We start from the raw sequence: 17,202 nt of genomic DNA, 5'->3' as shown, positions 1-17,202 counted from the left end.
AGCGTTCCACGGAAACGCGCGGTTATGGAAACTTGACTCAGCGTCCACAGGGCACTCACACCTCGGGGCCACGGGCGGCTCAGTTCTTCGCCGTCGGCCGCCCCGCCCCGGCGGGGTCCGGGCCGGTCGGGGCGGGTGGCGCGGCGGCTGCGGGCGGTCCGGCGGCGGGCCGGGTGGCGGCGCCGCCGGGGCTCGCCAGGGCTGCCGGGGCCACCGGGGCCGAAGGGGTGGTCGCCGCGGCCGGACTGGCCGGACTGGTCGGACTGGTCGGGCTGGTCGGTGTCGTCGAGCCCGGGCGGCTCGGGGCGCTCACGGAGCCGTCCGCGTTGCGGGCCGGCAGCGCCTGGGCGCCGTCCGAGGTGACCCGGGTCGCGCCGATGTACTCCCTGGTGTCGATCTTGTCGTAGCGGATCACCGCGCCGGTGTGCGGCGCGTTGATCATGTAACCGCCGCCGACGTAGATCCCGACGTGGTGGATGCTCCGCGGATCGTTCAGGTCCGTCGCCCAGAACACCAGGTCACCCGGCCGCAGCTGATCGCGCGACGGGTGCGGCCCGGCGTACCACTGGTCGTTCGCCACCCGGGGCAGCGTGATGCCCACGCTGGCGTACGCCGCCTGGGTCAGGCCCGAGCAGTCGAACCGCCCGTTCTGCGAGGGCAGCCCCTCCCCGCCCCACAGGTATGGCGTCCCGAGCTTGCTCTGCGCGAAGTAGATCGCACCGGCCGACTGCCCGGACACCTCCACCGGCGCCGTGGGCACCGAGAAGCTGCGGGCCATCGCCTGGATGTTCCTCACGTAGCCCTGGGTCTCCTTGTACGGCGGCACCCCGTTGTACTTGGTCACCGCGTACGGGCCGGCGTTGTAGGCGGCCAGCAGGTTGGCCTGCCGGTCGCCCGGGACCTTGGCGACGTCCTTCGCGAGCGCGCAGTCGAAGGTGGCCGCCGAGGCGATCGCGTCCAGCGGGTCCCAGACGTCCTTCTTGCCGTCCCCATTGGCGTCCGTGCCGTACGCCGCCCAGGTATCGGGCATGAACTGCGCCATTCCCTGTGCCCCGACGCCCGATTGGGCCTTCGGATCGAAACCGCTTTCCTGGTAGAGCTGTGCCGCGAGCATCGGCGGCGAGATCTCCGGGCAGAGCGCGCCCCACTGCTGGATCGGTGCCTGGAACGCCGCCGGGACCGTCCCCGGCGAGAGTGCGGCGCGATTCGCCGACTGCTGCGGCGTCCCACTCGCCGCGAACGTCCCCACCGTCACCAAACCGAGCAACCCGAACGTCACAACTCCCGCAGCGGCGGCGGCCGTACCGGCCTTCCGGAGTACCATCAGCACCATCCCGACGAATCGTCAGTCGAAGTGTTCCGGAAGGCGTTGCTCACCGCAATCATCAGAGATACAAAGAGTGAGCGCTATCCTTCGTACGGTGGACATCCTCGCGTACGTGCCCGGTGCCTCACGACCAATCCGCGAGAAGTAGCCAAGTCGACATCAGATCTGGCCAAGAATAGGTACCGACCCTTCGCGCGGGCGGGGTCAGGGCCCTTGAATTTGCCTGATCGGGCGGTGAGATGGAAATGAACCTGAGCAGCGTGCACACGAACGCGATCGGCCACCTGGCCGAGGACCCACCAAAGAAGCCGAATATCGACACCATCATCGGCGGGATCGCCCCGGACTGGGGCCCGTTCGCGACCCTCGGGTCGGAGGCCAGGGTGATGGTCGAGGTCATCATGGCCGTCGCCATCCTCATCTGCCTCGGCATCGCCGTCTGGGGGGCGGCCAAACAGCGGATCGGTGCGACCGCGATGCGCGACAGCTTCGGTGCCGAACAGGGTAAGGGGCTGATCGTCGCCGGTCTGACCGGCGTGTTCATCATTGGATCACTCGGCACTCTGTTCACCATTGTCTACGGCATGGCGATCTGACGATCGGACAGCAGTAGCCAGGCCCGCCCGCCCCGGGGCCAGGTCCCCGTCCGGACCGCCCCGAGCCCACCCGCCAGCAGTCCACCCCCCGTTCCCACCCTCCGTCCGCGCCCGCCCCCGGCGGAGGGTCCCCGGAGCCGCCCGGCTCCCCGCACCAGGAGGGCCGCCGTGCCGTTGTCCGACGACCAGCCGCACACCCGTACGCGGCTGCCGGTCGGCGAACAGCCCTCCTCCCAGCCGACCCTGCGTCAGGCCCGACCGCTCCGCACCCTGCTGACCGTCCTCGTCGTCGTCACCCTGCTGGTCGTGGCCATCGCCATCGCCAACCGCGACAAGCCCGACCCCGGCAGCACCGGCCGCTCCGCCGACCACGCGGCCCCCACCGCGCCCGCCGGCGCCGGCCCCGCCCCCAGCGGCGACCAGCCCGTCGGCACCACCATCAACGGCATCGGCTCCGGCTACCCGCACACCGACCAGGGCGCCCAGTCCGCCGCCGCCAACTACGCGGTGGCGATCGGCTCCGCCGACATGTTCCGCACCGACAGCCGCCACACCATCGTCGCCACCATCGCCGACCCGGGCGCGGTTGCGGGCCTGCAGAGCCGCCTGGACCAGGGGTTCTCTCCCGAGACGGCGGCCAGGTTCGGGGTCGATGCCCAGGGACAGCCGCCCAAGGGGATGGCGTTCGTCAGCCGGACCATCCCGGTCGGGACCAAGAGCAGCAGTTACACCGCGGAGAGCGTCAAGGTCGACGTCTGGTGCACCGGGTTGTTCGGACTGGCCGGCGAGCGTTCCACCAGGCCGGTGTCCGAGGAGTGGTTCACCCTGACACTCAGCCTGCGGTGGACCGGGACGGACTGGAAACTTACCGACTTCAGCCGAGCAGCCGGTCCGGCGCCGGTTCCGCCGGACCAGCAGGCCGCAACCGCCGAGGAGATCACTGGTGCCGTCGAGCAGTTCGGAGGCTTCCGTTATGCCCGCTGACGGTTGTTCCGGTTTCGTGCGGCGGGGCATGAGCCGCCTGGCCGGTGGGGCGCTGGTCGGCGTCCTTACGGTGGTCCTGACGGCCCACCGCGCCATGGCTGAGCCGTCGCCGACCCCGACCTCAGGGGCGACCAACACGAGTTGCCCGGGTGTTCCCCTGCCCGGCAACGACGTCTACTGCGCTCCGGGCGGCTCCGGCGCGCTCCCGGGCGGTGGGGCCATCGGGAGTGTGGCCGATCCGTTGGGGTCGTTGGCCAAGGGGTGTGCTCAGGCGGCGGCTTGGGTGGTGCGGAAGCTGTCGAGCGCGATCGACGGGACGACGCAGGTGGACTTCACCAACGCGTCGTTCCTGCAGCAGTACGCGGTGGTGTTCGCCGTGTCGACGGTGATCACGCTGGTGCTGTGGCTGCTGGCGGTGACGAAGCGGGCGGTGCGGGGGGCGCCGTTGGCGACGGCGTTCACGGAGGCGATCGGCTTCCTGTGGCTGACCGTCGTGGCGTCCGCGTTCACGCCGCTGATCCTCTACACCGTGGTGAGCGTGACGGACGGGCTGACCAAGGGGATCGCGGTGGGGACGAAGTCGGACACCGGGTCGTACCTGGGCGCGTTCGCCGACACCCTGGAGAAGGGTGACATGGGCGGCGGCCCGCTGATCCTGATCATCGTGTCGCTGGTGGCGGTGCTGGCGGCGGCGGTGCTCTGGATCGAGCTGCTGATCCGGGCGGCGATGTTGTACGTGGGCGCGCTGCTGGGTACGGCGGTGTACGCGGGGTTGGTGGACAAGCAGCTGTGGAAGCACGTGCGCCGGTGGGCGGGGGTGATGGTGGCGGTGGACCTGGCGAAGCCGATCATCGTGGTCATCCTGGGCCTGGCGGGTGCGGTGGCGTCGGGGGCCGGGGCCAGCGACGACTTCGCGCGGGTGCTGTCGGGGCTGGCGATCCTGTTCCTGTCGATCTTCGCGAGTGCCGCGGTGTACCGCTTCGTGCCGGGCTTCGGCGACGAGATCATGAACATGCGCCATGCCCGGGCGAGTGCGGTGTCGGCCGGATCGGCGATGATCAACGGCACCGCGAACATGATGAAGCAGGGCATCACCACCCACGGTGACCGCGGGCCGGTCGGTGCGGGTGGCGGCGGTGGTGGCGCGGGCGGCGGTTCGGTCGCCCCGGGCATCGCCGCGCACGCCGGGCGGACGCCGGCGCCACCAGCGCAGGCCGGGCCGCCGCAGACCTCGGTTCCGATCCGCGACAGCAACTCAGCGAAGGGAGGGTGACGGGTAAGTGAGCAGTGAACCGCTCGGCCAGTACGGAGCCCAGTACGCCCAGCCGTACGTGCACCAGCGCCGCACCTACCTGATCGGCAAGGCCCGCCCGAACGCGCCGATCGGCCGCAACCGGGAGTCCGGCGAGATCGTCCTGATCATCTTCGGGGCGTTCCTCGGCATGCTCTGGGGCCTGCTGATGCCGATCCTGCCGCTGCGGATCGGCGGCCTGATCGGCCTGCCCATGGTGGCCATCGCGGCGGTGTACGTGCCGTACCGCAGGCGGACGTTCTACAAGTGGGCGGAGATCAACCGCACCTACCGCCGGACGGTGCGGAGCGGCCGGTCGGTGTGGCGCTCGGACGTGATGGACGCCGGGACCCGGATGGACGGCCGCGAGGTGGAGGTCGGCCCGCCGCCCGGGGTGGGGCGGCTGCGCTGGCTGACCGCGCCGTTCGGGCCGGACGAGGTCGGGGTGCTGATGCACCTGGAGCGGCGGACGGTGACGGCCGCGATCGAGATCGAGGGCCCGGGTGTCGGCCTGCGCGACTCGGAGGACCAGGAGGCGCTGGTCGACCGGTTCGGCACGCTGCTGAAGCACGTCGCCAACGGGGACGGCTTCGTGACCCGGTTGCAGATCCTGGCCCGGACGCTGCCGGCCGACCCGGACGCGCACGCCAAGGACGTCGAGCGGCGCGGGGACCACGACGCGCCGCGCTGGCTGCAGGACTCGTACGACCAGTTGCAGTCGATGGTGTCGACCTCCTCGGAGCAGCACCGGGCGTACCTGGTGGCCTGCATGCACTACACCCGCGACCTGGCGGCCGAGGCGCACGCGATGGGCCGTACGGCGACCGGCCGGCGGGCCCGGGACGACGAGGGGCTGGCGGCCGTGATGGCGCGCGAGCTGACCGACATCTGCGCCCGGCTGGCGGAGGCGGACATCCGGGTGCGCCAGCCGCTGGGGCAGGCCCGGCTCTCCTCGCTGCTGCACTCGATGTACGACCCGGACCACCCGATCGACCACATCCAGGCGATGTCCCGGCGCAACGCCTGGCCGGCCGAACTGGACGCGACCAACCCGCAGTACCTGGAGGCGAAGACCCGCGAGTCGGCGACCCGGGAGCCGTGGTGCCACGCCACCGCGTGGATCAAGGAGTGGCCGCTGACGCCGGTGGGGGTCAACTTCCTGGCGCCGCTGCTGGTGCACACCCCGGACGTGATCCGGACGGTCGCGGTGACGATGGACCTGGAGCCCACCGACGTCGCGATCGAGCGGATGCTGACCGAGAAGACCAACGACGAGGCGGAGGCCAGCCGCGCGGCCAAGATGAACCGGACGGTCGACCCGCGCGACCTGGCCCACACCGGCCGGGTGGACCAGCGCGGCGACGACCTGGCCTCCGGCGCGGCCGGTGTGAACCTGGTCGGCTACATCACGGTGTCCTCGCGCAACCCCGACGCGCTGGCCCGGGACAAGCGCACCATCCGGGCCTCGGCCGGCAAGAGCTATCTCAAGCTGGAGTGGTGCGACCGCGAGCACCACCGGGCCTTCGTCAACACCCTGCCGTTCGCGACCGGCATCCGCCGCTGACGCCCGGTCCGCACCGCTCCACCACCGCCCGTCGACCAGACCAGGAGGCCGTACATGGCGCTCGGCAACCTCTCCGAGGCGTTCACCAGCCTGATGTTCGGCAAGGTGGAGACCACCCGGCTGCCGGTGCGCACCTCCACCGGCCAGGCGCAGGCGGTCTACCTGCCCACCGCCGCGCCGGGGCTGGGCGACTCGGGCGTGATCATCGGCCGTGAGGTGTACAGCGGCAAGGGGTACGTCTACGACCCCTTCCAGCTGTACGGGCAGCAGCTGCCGGCCCCGCACTGGCTGGTGCTCGGCGAGTCCGGCAACGGCAAGTCGGCGCTGGAGAAGACGTACGTGCTGCGGCAGTTGAGGTTCCGCGACCGGCAGGTCGTGGTGCTCGACGCGCAGGGCGAGGACGGCGTCGGCGAGTGGAACCTGATCGCCAACGCGCTGGGCATAAAGTCGATCCGGCTCGACCCGATGGCCGCCCGGGACGGCGGGGTGAAGCTCAACCCGCTGGACCCGGCGATCACCCAGACCGGCCAGCTGTCGCTGCTGCGCACCATCGTCGAGGTGGCGATGGGCCGGGGCCTGGAGGAGCGGGCCGGGTTCGCGCTGAAGGCCGCGCACGCCCACGTGGTGGCGACGGTGAAGGACCGCCAGCCGGTGCTGGACGACATCATCGACACCCTGCGCAGCCCCGAGCTGTCCTCGGTGGAGTCGCTGGGCGTGGCGGTGGACGAGGTGCAGTCCTGGGGCCTCGACGTGGCGCTGGTGCTGGACCGGCTGGTCGACGGCGACCTGCGCGGCATGTTCGACGGGTCGACCACCGACGGCATCGACCTGGACGCGCCGCTGATCGTCTTCGACCTCTCGCACATCGACCGGAACTCGATCGCGATGCCGATCCTGATGGCGATCGTCGGCGTGTGGCTGGAGCACACCTGGATCCGGCCGGACCGGAAGAAGCGCATCTTCCTGGTCGAGGAGGCCTGGCACATCATCAACAGCCCCTTCGTGGCGCAGCTGTTCCAGCGGCTGCTGAAGTTCGGCCGCCGGCTCGGGCTCTCCTTCGTCGCGGTGGTGCACCACCTGTCGGACGTGGTGGACGGCGCGGCGGCCAAGGAGGCGTCGGCGATCCTGAAGATGGCCTCCACCCGGACGATCTACATGCAGAAGGCGGAGGAGGCGCGGGCCACCGGCCGGGTGCTGGGCCTGCCGCGCTGGGCGGTGGAGATCATTCCCACCCTGTCGCCGGGCATCGCGGTCTGGGACGTCAACGGCAACGTCCAGGTGGTCAAGCACATCATCACCGAGGCCGAGCGGCCGCTGGTGTACACCGACCGTGCGATGACCGAGGACGCGGTGGCCGAACGGGACCGGGCCGAGCGGCAGTTGGCGGCCGAGCCGGGAGTCTGAGCGGCCGGAGGGGGTCCGGGCGGCCGGCGGGGGCCGGGCGGCTCTGCCGGGCGGGGCCGGGAGGCCAGGACGGGGGCAGCGGCCCTGGTCGGACGGCGACGGTTCGTCAGGAGGTAATCCTCTCGTTACGTTCAACGTCCTGACAGCTACGCGCGTTGACTCTAGGCTTCACAGGCGCAACACATCGCCCAGACGCCCGGTCCAGTCCACAGCGGGCGCTCCTCCAAGGTGCAGGGGACCCTCATGCTCACCGTCAGATCCCGACGCGCGGCGCTCGCCGTCGTCGCCGCCGCAGGTCTGTTCGGCACGGTGGCCGTGCCGACGGCCGCGCAGGCCGCCGACGCCAACGCCAAGCGTCACAAGACCGTCAACCTCCAGCTGCTGGCGATCAACGACTTCCACGGCAACCTGGAGCCCCCGGCCGGTTCGTCCGGCACCATCCGGGAGATCGACCCGGCCACCGGCAAGGAGGTCTCGACCCCGGCCGGTGGCATCGAGTACCTGGCCACCGAGCTGCGCAAGGCACGGATCCCGGCCGACGACTCGATCACCGTCGCGGCCGGCGACATCATCGGCGCCAGCCCGCTCACCTCGGCGCTCTTCCACGACGAGCCGACCATCGAGGCGATGGACAAGCTCGGCCTGGACGTCACCTCGGTCGGCAACCACGAGTTCGACGAGGGCGCGCAGGAGCTGCGGCGCATGCAGGACGGCGGCTGCCACCCGGTCGACGGCTGCTACGAGCCCGGCCGCACGTTCAAGGGCGCCAACTTCAACTACCTGTCGGCCAACGTCACCGACGAGAAGACCGGCAAGCCGCTGCTGGCCCCGTACTGGGTGACCAAGTCCCAGGGCGTGAAGATCGGCTTCATCGGCGTCACCCTGGAGGGCACGCCGAACATCGTGACCGCCGAGGGCGTCAAGGGCCTGAAGTTCGCGAACGAGGTCACCACGATCAACAAGTACGCCGGCGAGCTCAAGGCCAAGGGCGTCAACTCGATCGTCGCGCTGATCCACGAGGGCGGTTACCCGGCCAGCAGCGTCTACAACTACGACTGCGGCCCGGCCGGCCAGGGCATCTCCGGTCCGATCGTCGACATCTCCAAGAAGCTCGACCCGTCGGTCGGCGCCATCGTCACCGGCCACACCCACAACGCGTACGCCTGCACCATCCCCGACCCCAACGGCGTCCCGCGCTCGGTCACCAGCGCCGCCTCCTTCGGCCGGCTGTACACCGAGATCGACATGAAGCTGGACAAGACCACCGGCGAGATCGTCCGCCCGACGGTCAAGGCCGAGAACCACGTGGTGCGCCGCACTGTCGAGAAGGCGCCCGACATGACGGCGCTGGTCGACCACTACTCCAAGCTGGCCGCCCCGATCGCCAACCGGCCGATCGGCTACATCGCCTCGGACATCAACGGCCGCGGCAACAGCGACCTGGAGAAGCCGCTCGGCGACCTGATCGCCGACGCGCAGGTGGAGGGGCTCGCCCCGGCCGCCAAGGGCGGGGCGCAGATCGCCTTCATGAACCCCGGCGGCATCCGCGCCGACCTGGTCTACAAGGCCTCCGGCGCCGAGGGCGACGGCGTGGTGACCTACGGCGAGGCGTTCACCGTCCAGCCGTTCACCAACATGATGCAGGTCAAGACGCTGACCGGCGCCCAGCTGGTGCAGCTGCTCCAGCAGCAGGTCAGCGGCTCCAACGCGGCCGCGCCGAAGATCCTCCAGGCGTCCTCGGGCCTGCACTACACCCTGGACATGCGCAAGACCGGCGCGGACCGGGTGGTCGTCGACTCGATCCGGCTGAACGGCGCTCCGATCGACCCGGCCGCCAAGTACCGGGTCGCGGCCAACGAGTTCCTGGCCGGCGGCGGCGACGGCTTCCCGGCCTTCGCGGCCGGTACCGACAAGCTCGTCGGCGCCTCCGACCTGGACGTCTTCGCGGCCTACCTGGGCGCCCACAGCTCGGCGGCCTCGCCGCTGAAGGCCCCGGCGCAGGACCGGATCAAGGTCATCGGCCCGGGCGTCGACATCGACTGACCGAGCCGGTTCCGGGGCGGGGCCGCCGGGCAGCCGGACGGTCGCCAGTGCGCCCGGGCCGCCGTCCCCGGCCGGGCCCAGCGACACCTCGCCGCCCGCCTCCCGGACGCTCTGCGCGACGATCGACAGGCCCAGGCCGGAGCCGGGCAGCTGTCGCGAGGACGGCGAACGCCAGAACCGGTCGAAGACGTACTGCAGTTCCTCCGGCGGAATGCCGGGGCCGTGGTCGCGGACGGTCAGCACGCCCTGTTGGAGCCGGACTTCGATGGTGCCGCCGGGCGGGCTGTACTTGACCGCGTTGTCCAGCAGGTTGATCACCGCGCGTTCGAGCCCGGCGGCGTCGCCGTGCACGAACCAGGGGTCGGTCGCGGTCTCGAAGACCAGCCCCGGGCCGCGCAGCTTCGCCCGCTCGACCGCCCGCCCGGCGATCTCGTGCAGGGCCACCACGGTGGGGTTGTGGACCGGCTTGGGGGAGTCCGGTCGGGACAGCTGGAGCAGGTCCCCGATCAGGACGGTGAGCTCCTGCATCTGCGCCTTCATGTTGCCCAGCAGCTTGGTCTTGGTCGCGGCGGGCAGCGGGCGGCCCGTGTCGTTGCTGCGGATCAGCAGGTCGACGTTGGTGCGCAGCGAGGTGAGCGGGGTGCGCAGCTCGTGCCCGGCGTCGGCGATCAGACGGGTCTGCCGCTCGCGGGAGTTGGCGAGGGCGGTGCTCATCGAGTTGAAGGAGGTGGAGAGCCGGGCGATCTCGTCGTCCCCCTGGACGGGGATGGTGGTGCCGACCTCCTCGGTGCGGGCGATGTGCTCGACGGCGTCGGTGAGTTGGTCGACGGGCTTGAGCGCGGACCGGGCGACCACGCGGCCGGCGATGGCGGCGAGGATGATCCCGCCGAGGGCCACTCCGCCGAGGAGGAGGGCGAGCCGCTGGAGGGAGTCCTCGATGGGCTGGGAGGGGGTCGCCACCATGACGACGACGGGCACCTGGAAGCTGTGGTTGAGGGTCAGCCGGACGATCGCGGGGTCGCCGTTGGTGTACCGGCCGTCCCGGATGATCGACTGGCCCGGCTTGAGCCGGAATCCGGCGGCGTCCTCCGACGTGGTCACGATGGCCTTGGTCGCCCCGGGGGGCAGGCAGACGCCCCCGGCCCCGCCCCGGAGGAACTGGGTGTCCCGGGGGACGGCTCCGCTGATGTCCGGGATGACGACGCCGCGCTGGTTCTCCAGCGCGGCTTCCGGGGTGGCGTAGCAGTCCAGGGAGTTCCTCCCGATCGGCGCTGCGGGAGCACCCGCCAGGTCCGCTCGGACCTGGTCGTACAGCTGCTTTTCCACGATGAACCAGCAGGCCAGCGCCGACAGGGCGATGGCCACCGCGACCGCGGCCGCGCTCAGGAAGGTGAGGCGGCTGCGGAGGGAGCGGGAGCGGAGCCAGTGGGTGAGGCGCCGGCGGCGGGGGACGCCGGGTGGAGCCAGTGGCGGGGGCGGGTAGGGCGTGGGGGAGGTCACGTGGTGGCGCCGGCAGCCGGGCGCAGGGCGTAGCCGACGCCGCGTACGGTCTGGATGAGGCGGGGCATGCCGCCCTGCTCGGTCTTGCGGCGCAGGTACATCACGTAGACGTCCAGGGAGTTGGAGGAGGGTTCGAAGTCGAAGCCCCAGACGGCCTTGAGGATCTGTTCGCGGGTCAGGACCTGGCGGGGGTGGGCGAGGAACATCTCCAGCAGCATGAACTCGGTGCGGGTGAGTTCGACGGGCTTGCCGGCGCGGGTGACCTCGCGGGTGGCGGTGTTCATCCGCAGGTCGCCGAAGGCCAGCACCTCGCTCTCGTCCTCGGCGGCGGCGCGGGCGGCGGCCTCGGTGGCGAGGGCGTTGCGGCGCAGCAGGGCGCGGACGCGGGCGAGCAGTTCGTCGAGTTCGAAGGGCTTGGCGAGGTAGTCGTCGGCGCCGACGTCCAGGCCGGTGACGCGGTCGCCGACGGCGTCGCGGGCGGTGAGCATCAGGACGGGGACGGTGTCGCCGCGGGAGCGCATCCGGCGGACGGCGGTGAGGCCGTCCATCCGGGGCATCATGATGTCCAGCAGGACGAGGTCGGGCCGGTCGCGTTCGACGGATTCCAGGGCCTCGTAGCCGTCGGTGGCGGTGGCGACCTCGTAGCCCTCGAAGGCGAGGCTGCTCTCCAGGGCGTCCCGGAGGGCGGGTTCGTCGTCGACCACGAGGAGCCGGGCGGAGGGGTGGCCGGCCTCGGCGGGGGTGCGGTCGTCGGCGGACGGGGTCATGGGCTGCTGCCCTTTCTCGTCGGGTGGAGGGCCTGCTGGGAGTACCGGGGGCAATTGTCCGTCCTACAGGTTCTGGCCGGCCTCCAGTTTCGGCAGAACCTGCTTGATGTCGTTGATTGGGATGGCGAAGCCGAGGCCGACGCTGCCGGCGCTGCTGCCGCCGCCGCCGGCGGTGGAGCTGGCGCCGCTGGGCGCGTACATCGCCGAGTTGATGCCGATGACCTGGCCGTTGGCGTTGATGAGCGGGCCGCCGGAGTTGCCGGGGTTGAGGGCGGCGTCGGTCTGGAAGGCCTTGTAGGTGGTGGTGCTGCCGCTGTTCTGCTGCGGGAGGTTGCCGCGCGTTCCGGGCAGGTTGGGCAGGCCGGGCAGGCTGGGGAAGCCGAAGCCGCCGTTGCTGCTGGTGGTGCCCTCGTCGAGCTGGACGGTGACGTCGCGGTTCTCGGCGCTGATGATGCCGGAGGTGACGGTGCCGGTGAGGCCGTCGGGGTTGCCGATGGCGACGACGGGGTCGCCGACGGCCACGGCGGAGGAGTCGCCGAGGGTGGCGGGGGTGAGGTTCTTGCCGCCGCCGGCGGTGATCACGGCGACGTCGAGGGACTTGTCGGTGCCGGTGACGGTGGCCGGGGCGGTGGAGCCGTCCTTGAAGGTGACGGTGATCTGGCCGCCGTCGGCGGCGGTGTCGATCACGTGGTAGTTGGTGAGGATCCGTCCGCTGGTGTCGAGGATGACGCCGGTGCCGGTGGCGGTGCCGTTGCCGTTCTTGACGGTGATCTGGACGACGCTCGGCGAGACGGCGGCGGCGATGGCCGGGACGTCGGCGCCGCCGTCGGAGCGGGCGGAGACGGGGCTGGCGACGGTGCTGGTGCGGGTGGCGGAGCCGTGCTGCTCGGCGGCGACGAACCCGCCGGTGACGCCGCCGATGACGGCGGCGACCGCGGCGACGGCGGTGACCAGGGCGAGCCGCCCGCGCAGCAGGCCGCGCCGGGCGCGGTTGCCGTGGCCGCCGTGGCCGCCGTGGCCGCCGGGCTGGCCGGTGGTGGGCGGCTCGGGGGGCATGGGCGGGGGCGGGGTCGGGGAGTCGAAGCCGCCGGCCGAGTGGTCCTCGCGGTACCCGTAGGCGGTCGTGGCGGCGCTGCTGCCGAGGACGGTGCCCTCGACCACGCGGGGCTCGTACGGGCCGTACTGCTCGTCGTGGTGCTGCTGCTGTTCGCTCATGCCGACCAAAGTCCGCCTGGTGGATGAGGATGGCATGAGAACCGGCTCAGAAGGGTCCGAGAAGCCCGTTGGGTTCTCATAAAGCCTGGTCAGGCGGTGTACGGCGGCGGGTGGAGCGGAGTGCGCTACTCCGCTTCCCCGGTCGGGACCGCCGCGGCGCCGCCGCAGCCGCAGGAACGGCGGATCACCAGGCGGGACGGGAACTTGCGGACCCGCTCGGTGTCCGACCCGGGCACCATCAGCGAGTCGTCGAGCACCAGGTCCACGGCGGCCCGGGCCATCGCGTCGCGGTCGGAGGCGACGGTGGTCAGCGGCGGGTCGGCGAGCGCGGCCTCGGGGACGTCGTCGAAGCCGGCCACCGCGAGGTCCTCCGGGACCTTCAGACCGACCTCGCGGGCGGCCCGCAGCACGCCGATCGCCTGGTCGTCGGTGGAGCAGAAGATCGCCCGCGGCCGGTCCGGCGAGCGCAGCACCCCGAGCGCGACCTCGTACGCGCCGTAGCGGTGGAAGGGCGCGTCGATCAGGTGGGGCTCGGTGGGCAGGCCGTGCGCGTCCATGGCGCGCTGCCAGCCCTCGACGTGGTCGATGACCGGGTCGCCGGGGGCGGGGGACTCGACCGGGCCGCCGAAGCAGGCCACGTACGGGTGCCCGTGCACCTCCAGCAGGTGGCGGACGACGGCCTCGGCGCCGCCGACGTCGTCGGTGACCACCGCGACGTCGTCGATCGCCTCGGGGCGGCGGTGCAACAGCACGACCTTGGCGCCCTCCATCGCGGCGAACTCCTCGGCGGCGCGCTGCGAGGGGCCCTGGCTGACCAGGATCAGGCCGGAGACGCGCATGCCGAGGAAGGCCCGGACGTAGTGCACCTCGCGGTCGTCCACGTAGTCGGAGTTGCCGATCAGCACGAGCTTGCCGCGCTCGGAGGCGGCCCGTTCCACGGCGTGCGCCATCTCGGCGAAGAAGGGCTGGCGGGCGTCCGGGACGACCATGCCGATCAGGTTGGTCCGGCGGGAGGCCATCGCCTGGGCGACGCTGTTCGGCCGGTAGCCGAGCTGATCGATCGCGGCGAGGACCTTCTCCCGGGTCGCGGGTGCGACCGGGCGCGGCCCGTTGTTGATGACGTAGCTGACGACCGCGGTCGAGGTACCAGCCAGCCGGGCTACATCGTCGCGCGTCACTTTGGCCACGGGGGGAGTCTACGCGTGTGGCGTGCGCGCCGGCAGTGGGACCTGGGGCTTTCCGTCAGGGCTTTCGGCGGGTGCCCGGCAGGTGCCGGGAGCGAACCGGACAAGCCGGGCGGGGGCGGCCCGCCCGGCCGTCGGTCAGGCCTCCAGCGGCGCCGAGGGGCGCTGGGCGAGCTCCGGGCGCTCGCCCTTCTCCGGCTTCTCCGGGACGACGAAGCGGTAGCCGACGTTGCGCACGGTGCCGATCAGCTGCTCGTGCTCGACGCCGAGCTTGGCGCGCAGCCGTCGGACGTGCACGTCCACCGTCCGGGTACCGCCGAAGTAGTCGTAGCCCCAGACCTCCTGCAGCAGCTGGGCCCGGGTGAAGACCCGGCCGGGGTGCTGGGCGAGGTACTTGATCAGCTCGAACTCCTTGAAGGTGAGGTCGAGCGCCCGGCCCTTGAGTTTGGCGGAGTAGGTGGCCTCGTCGACCGAGAGGTCGCCGTTGCGGATCTCCATCGGGCTGTCGTCGGTGCTGATGTGGAGCCGGCCGAGCGCGAGCCGCAGCCGGGCCTCGACCTCGGCCGGGCCGGCCGTGTCCAGCAGGACGTCGTCGATGCCCCACTCGGCGGTGACGGCGGCGAGGCCGCCCTCGGTCACCACCAGGATCAGCGGGCAGCCGATGCCGGTGGAGCGCAGCAGCTGGCACAGGCTGCGGATCTGCGGCAGGTCGCGCCGGCCGTCGACCAGGATGACGTCCGCACTGGGGGTGTCCACCAGGGCGGATCCCTCGGCGGGGGCCACCCGGACGTTGTGCAGCAGCAGGCCGAGGGCCGGCAGCACCTCCGCGGAGGGTTGCAGAGCGTTGGTGAGGAGGAGGAGAGAACTCATACCCGGTAGTCCCCTTTCCGGGTCGTCGCGGTCGCGTTACGGCTGCCGCCACAGCCGGATGGCGCACGTGCTGAGGTCGGGGGGAGGTGGACGGACGTCAGAGGAGCGCCGGAGGGCCGGCCGGTGCGCAGGACGCGACGGCGCACGCGCCGAGGGTCCCGCAACCCTTGGCGCACCGTTTCTGCCCTGTTCATCCCGCGAATCCTCCGGTTCGTTCCGGTCCCGGGCGGCGGCCCGGGTGCCGGGTGGACACCCCGGCCGGCCGGGGCACGTCGTCGTGCCGCGTGGGGCGGGGCGGTTCCCGCGACGCGCCGGGGGTGGGCCGACGAATCGCAAGAATGTCCGTACTGGCGTCCTGAAAGCACAAAAGGACCCGGGGGCGACTCTGCCCGGATCCCTCTTGGACGTCGAGAATAGCCGACGGCCCTGCGCGCCGGGAGGGCTCGAATCCGGCGGTTCGCCCAATCCGGGCGCGCGCCGGGTGAGCCTGGACACAGCTTCGAGCCGTCCTCCGGGCCCCCTGGGCCAGGGCGATTGCCCCTCGTGGCGGCGGACACGCCATCATGGGACCCACATCGGCGGCGCCGTGCGAGTCCATCTTTCGGGTGGTCGGGCGGCCCGGTGGCGAGCCGGACCGGGGCACCGGGGCCGGGCGAGGACGACGAGAAGGGGTGGCCCGATGGGTGCGACCACGGAGCCCGCGAGCGGCGCCCGGGCGCGCGGGACGATCCGCTACTGGGCGGCCGCGAAGTCCGAGGCCGGGCTGGCCGAGGAGCCGTACGAGGCGGTGACCCTGGCGGAGGCGCTGGCACAGGCCAGGCGGCGGCACGCGGACCGGCCGAAGCTCGTCCAGTTGCTCGGGCACTGCTCCTACCTGGTCGACGGCTCCCAGGTCGGCGGCCGGGACCACACGACCGTGCCCCTGACCGAGGGCGGCACGGTCGAGGTGCTGCCGCCGTTCGCGGGAGGCTGAGCGGCGTGACGGACATGAACAACGCGAACCAGGGCGGCTACGGCGAGTGGCCGCAGCAGCCCCCGCCGCCCCAGCCGCCCTACCGGCATCCGCAGCAGCAGCCCCAGCCGCCGTACCCGCAGCCGCCGTACCCGCAGCCGCCGTACCCGCAGGCCCAGGCGCCGCAGCCGGGGCAGCAGCCGTCGTACGGCTACCCGGGGTACGGGCAGCCGCCGATGGACGACGCGGCGACGACCCTGCTGCCGCCCGTCCCCGCGACGGACGACGCCACGGCGACCACGCTGCTGCCGCCCGTGCCGCCGATGGACGACGCGGCCACCACGCTGCTGCCGCCCGTGCCGCCGATGGACGACGCGGCGACGACGCTGCTGCCGCCGGTGGTCGTGTCCGGCGCGATGCCGACCGCCCCGCCGGCCTGGACGCCAGCCCCACCGCCGCCGGCGGCCCGGCACGCCGCGCCGCCGCAGGCCCGGCACGCCGCTCCGGCGCCGGTCCCGCGGCAGGCGGCCCCGCCGGTGGTGACCCCGCCGACGGCGCCCCCGCAGCAGGGAGGGCCCGCCCTCGACTCGCCGACCATGACGCTCAAGCGCCCGGTCGCCCCCGGCGGCCCGGCGGGCGCCCCGCCCGCGCCGCCGTACGCGGCCGTCCCGGCGCAGCCCGCGCCGGTGGCGCCGCCCGCCGGCCCGCGCGGCCGGACCGGTTCGCCGATCATCGATCCGGGCCTTCAGCCCGCGCTGATCACCGCCGGGGTGGCCGCGCTGCTGGCCGGCGGCGCCGCGCTCGGGCAGGTGGCGCTGGCACTGGTGGTGGCGCTGCTCCAGGTGCTGACGGCGGCCGGCTGGTTCCGGCTGAACGGGATGTGGCCGGCCCGCCAGGGCATCGCGCTCGCCGCGCTGGCCGGGCTGACCGCGGACGCGGCGGTGCTGCTGGCGGACTCCGAGGGCAGCGTGGCGGCGGTGGTCGGCACGCTGGGCGGGTTCTTCCTGCTGGTCCTGGTGCTGCAGACGTTCCGTCCCTCGGACCCGAAGGAGCGGTTCTACGCGCTGACGGTGCTCGGCTCGGCCACGGTGGTGACGGCGCTGTGCACCTCGCTGCTGGTGGCCGACTGGGTGCCCGCCGGGGTGGGCGCGGTCGCGCTGGCCACCGTGCTGGCCGCGGCGCCGCTGCCCGGCCCGAAGCTGCTGGGCCCGGTGCTGGGCCTGGCGGCGGCGGTGCTGCTGGGTCTGCTGGTGGGCGCGCCGCCGGCGCTGGGGGTGCTGGCGGGGCTGGGTGCGCTGGTCGGCCGACGGGTCGCGGCGTACGACTTCCCGTCCCGGTTCGTGCACATGACGGCGGGCGTGGCGCTGCCGCTGGCGGTGGCCTCGCCGCTGATCTGGATCGCCACGGACCTGCTGGCCGGCTGACATCCGGCCGACGACCGCGCGTCCCGCTCCGGAACCATGCTCCGGGGCGGGACGTCGTACGGTCGGGTGGGAACGGCCTCG

14 protein-coding genes and 1 pseudogene are annotated in these 17,202 nt (G+C 72.5%); 9 read left to right on the top strand and 6 right to left on the bottom strand.

Annotated features, from left to right (window positions below; genetic code table 11):
- Window positions 1–79: 79 nt before the first annotated feature.
- Window positions 80–1,324: an NlpC/P60 family protein gene (locus ACFVTF_RS36400; protein ID WP_387818334.1), complete on the bottom strand. Its 1,245-nt coding sequence runs from the start codon at window positions 1,322–1,324 to the stop codon at window positions 80–82.
- Between the two features lie 248 nt (window positions 1,325–1,572).
- On the opposite strand from ACFVTF_RS36400, the gene ACFVTF_RS36395 reads away from it, so the two are divergent.
- The 6 genes from ACFVTF_RS36395 to ACFVTF_RS36370 all read left to right on the top strand — a co-directional run bounded on the left by ACFVTF_RS36395 (window position 1,573) and on the right by ACFVTF_RS36370 (window position 9,209).
- The gene (locus tag ACFVTF_RS36395; protein WP_350885142.1) at window positions 1,573–1,923 is read left to right on the top strand and encodes a hypothetical protein; all 351 of its coding nucleotides are present in this window, start codon (window positions 1,573–1,575) and stop codon (window positions 1,921–1,923) included.
- Between the two features lie 168 nt (window positions 1,924–2,091).
- Entirely contained in the window at window positions 2,092–2,907 is an 816-nt protein-coding gene (locus ACFVTF_RS36390; RefSeq protein WP_387818332.1) for a hypothetical protein, read from the top strand.
- Between the two features lie 28 nt (window positions 2,908–2,935).
- Window positions 2,936–4,180, top strand: coding sequence for a hypothetical protein (locus ACFVTF_RS36385; RefSeq protein ID WP_387818330.1), 1,245 nt, complete (start codon window positions 2,936–2,938; stop codon window positions 4,178–4,180).
- A gap of 7 nt (window positions 4,181–4,187) precedes the next feature.
- Window positions 4,188–5,762: an SCO6880 family protein gene (locus tag ACFVTF_RS36380; RefSeq protein WP_350885148.1), complete on the top strand. Its 1,575-nt coding sequence runs from the start codon at window positions 4,188–4,190 to the stop codon at window positions 5,760–5,762.
- Between the two features lie 54 nt (window positions 5,763–5,816).
- Window positions 5,817–7,166: an ATP-binding protein gene (locus ACFVTF_RS36375; RefSeq protein ID WP_350885150.1), complete on the top strand. Its 1,350-nt coding sequence runs from the start codon at window positions 5,817–5,819 to the stop codon at window positions 7,164–7,166.
- A 243-nt stretch (window positions 7,167–7,409) separates the two neighbouring features.
- The gene (locus ACFVTF_RS36370) at window positions 7,410–9,209 is read left to right on the top strand and encodes a bifunctional metallophosphatase/5'-nucleotidase (RefSeq protein ID WP_387818328.1); all 1,800 of its coding nucleotides are present in this window, start codon (window positions 7,410–7,412) and stop codon (window positions 9,207–9,209) included.
- A gap of 39 nt (window positions 9,210–9,248) precedes the next feature.
- On the opposite strand, the pseudogene ACFVTF_RS36365 reads toward ACFVTF_RS36370, so the two are convergent.
- Window positions 9,249–10,007, bottom strand: a pseudogene (locus ACFVTF_RS36365) (ATP-binding protein); the annotation flags it as partial.
- Between ACFVTF_RS36365 and ACFVTF_RS36360 the strand changes: the two are divergent.
- Window positions 9,916–10,452 carry a hypothetical protein gene (locus ACFVTF_RS36360; RefSeq protein WP_387818326.1) on the top strand — a complete coding sequence of 179 codons (537 nt, stop codon included), beginning with the start codon at window positions 9,916–9,918 and terminating at the stop codon, window positions 10,450–10,452. The pseudogene ACFVTF_RS36365 and the gene ACFVTF_RS36360 overlap by 92 nt on opposite strands.
- Window positions 10,453–10,705: 253 nt before the next feature.
- Here ACFVTF_RS36360 and ACFVTF_RS36355 read toward each other — a convergent pair whose 3' ends face one another.
- The 4 genes from ACFVTF_RS36355 to ACFVTF_RS36340 form a co-directional block, all read right to left on the bottom strand.
- Window positions 10,706–11,476, bottom strand: coding sequence for a response regulator transcription factor (locus ACFVTF_RS36355; protein ID WP_350885156.1), 771 nt, complete (start codon window positions 11,474–11,476; stop codon window positions 10,706–10,708).
- Between the two features lie 63 nt (window positions 11,477–11,539).
- The gene (locus tag ACFVTF_RS36350; RefSeq protein ID WP_387818324.1) at window positions 11,540–12,691 is read right to left on the bottom strand and encodes a S1C family serine protease; all 1,152 of its coding nucleotides are present in this window, start codon (window positions 12,689–12,691) and stop codon (window positions 11,540–11,542) included.
- 125 nt (window positions 12,692–12,816) lie between these two features.
- The gene (locus tag ACFVTF_RS36345) at window positions 12,817–13,878 is read right to left on the bottom strand and encodes a LacI family DNA-binding transcriptional regulator (RefSeq protein ID WP_371517568.1); all 1,062 of its coding nucleotides are present in this window, start codon (window positions 13,876–13,878) and stop codon (window positions 12,817–12,819) included.
- Between the two features lie 135 nt (window positions 13,879–14,013).
- Window positions 14,014–14,745, bottom strand: a complete 732-nt coding sequence (locus ACFVTF_RS36340; protein WP_350885162.1) for a response regulator transcription factor — start codon at window positions 14,743–14,745, stop codon at window positions 14,014–14,016.
- A gap of 679 nt (window positions 14,746–15,424) precedes the next feature.
- Between ACFVTF_RS36340 and ACFVTF_RS36335 the strand changes: the two genes are divergently transcribed.
- Together ACFVTF_RS36335 and ACFVTF_RS36330 are read left to right on the top strand one after the other, a co-directional pair.
- Window positions 15,425–15,718, top strand: a complete 294-nt coding sequence (locus ACFVTF_RS36335) for a MoaD/ThiS family protein (protein WP_371517567.1) — start codon at window positions 15,425–15,427, stop codon at window positions 15,716–15,718.
- 5 nt (window positions 15,719–15,723) lie between these two features.
- Window positions 15,724–17,121 carry a hypothetical protein gene (locus tag ACFVTF_RS36330; protein ID WP_387818321.1) on the top strand — a complete coding sequence of 466 codons (1,398 nt, stop codon included), beginning with the start codon at window positions 15,724–15,726 and terminating at the stop codon, window positions 17,119–17,121.
- The last annotated feature ends 81 nt before the right edge of the window (window positions 17,122–17,202 follow it).

Origin of the sequence: Kitasatospora sp. NPDC057940 (assembly GCF_042887425.1) — a bacterium.
Lineage (GTDB): Bacteria > Actinomycetota > Actinomycetes > Streptomycetales > Streptomycetaceae > Kitasatospora.
Note: the sequence above shows the minus strand (reverse complement) of the source record. Positions and strands in the feature narration are given on the sequence as shown.